The 1,386-nt window shown below is 53.5% G+C and carries 1 protein-coding gene; it reads right to left on the bottom strand.

Features of this window, described 5'->3' with window-relative positions; all coding sequences use genetic code 11:
• Window positions 1-13: 13 nt before the first annotated feature.
• Window positions 14-1,282 (bottom strand): IS4-like element ISAeme4 family transposase, encoded by a 1,269-nt coding sequence (locus VF684_RS20850; protein ID WP_041206016.1) that lies wholly within the window; start codon window positions 1,280-1,282, stop codon window positions 14-16.
• Window positions 1,283-1,386 lie beyond the last annotated feature (104 nt).

Below are 1,386 nucleotides of genomic sequence, written 5' to 3'. Positions count from 1 at the left end.
CATATACAGGACCTTAAGAAAACACTTCATTTGAAATTCCTTCTAAGGTCCTGTTCTGTATCGATTTTCGCTGCTTGGTTCGACGGGCATTTTTCGCCAAGTAAACGGCAGCCCATTCCAGACGCTCTCTTATTTCCACCAACACCCGATGAGCCACCGCTTCCAATAACGGGAACCACCAGGTTCCGCTATTTTTCGCCGCTTTCAGTGTGGATAAACCGTCCCCCATCAGCGTCTGAGCTACCCGTCTTTTCATCACCAGCGACAACAGGCTGGCCCACACCAGCCCCTCGGCAATGGCTTTCTGACCTGTCACAAAGCCCTTGAGCCGGTTGTGCGACTTCCACTCCTTAAACAGCAGCTCCACCTGCCAACGACAGCGGTACAGGCTCATCACCCGCTCTGCTGGCCATGCCTCTCGTGGCAGATTGGTCATCCAGATACAGAACCGTTTCTCCTCGGCAAACCAGCGTCGGATCAGCCGATACTCGAACTTGCCCGATTTCACCACCATATCCAGTACCTCTGCCCGACAGTGCCGCCGTCCAGCATCCTTGAGTGACAGGCCCGCCAGCTTCGGCACTTCCCGTTCGTCACCGCGCCATGCCCGGATAATCTTCGGGTTCAGGCTCTTACTACCCCTGACCAGATAGAAACCGCCCGCCTCGTTTAGTTTCGCAAAGTAGGCCATATCGATGTAACCCGCGTCCGCCAACAGCAGGCTGTTATTGAGCCGCTCGGGCTCAGGCAGGAACTGGCGCTCTGACGCCGTATCGGCAGAGACCTGCATGCAAACTGGACTTTGCTCCAATAGAGACATGAGCATATGACACTCGATTGCCGCCGGGCTAATGGTCTTGAACCTTCCCGGAAACACTTCGGCCAGGCTTTTGTGGACGGCAAAGGAAGTACCATCCTGCAACAACACCTGTTTGAATGCGCCAAGGGATGCAGTCTTCATCTGTTGGCCGATACGCAAGGCGATAGCCCGTTCAACCAGCGCCTTCATGAACAGGGCGAACGACGCTTTGCGCAACTGGTTGTGAAAGGGCTTGTAGGAAACCTGATGGGCATCAACCAGTTGCAAGGCATTGAAATGATGGTGCAATCCAGCGATACCATCGACCTGGTCGCAGCCAAGTGCCCGCAAGAGTGCAGTCACCAGCATGGCAGGCGTAATGGCTCGTTTGCGCAAGCAAAATTGGCAGTCACGGGCAATGCGGTCGAGTTCGGCAGGAGAGAGAAGTTGCTCAAGATAGTGGTTGGCATCGATAATGGTCATGGCTTCGTGCGTGGCGGTTTTGTTTGGCGATAAAATCAGATCACAATCGAAGCCATTTTTATATCTATTTCAATTGGTTGCTGCTAAAGATCCTGTACATGAAT

Source organism: Aeromonas sp. Lyrl_2 (genome assembly GCF_051948815.1).
GTDB classification, from domain to species: domain Bacteria; phylum Pseudomonadota; class Gammaproteobacteria; order Enterobacterales; family Aeromonadaceae; genus Aeromonas; species Aeromonas veronii.
The sequence above is the reverse complement of the archived record's forward strand: the minus strand, read 5'-3'. Positions and strand labels throughout refer to the sequence as shown.

Coding starts and splice junctions, on each gene's coding strand:
- VF684_RS20850 (WP_041206016.1), bottom strand. CDS start 1,282: ATGACCATTATCGATGCCAACCACTATCTTGAGCAACTTCTCTCTCCT.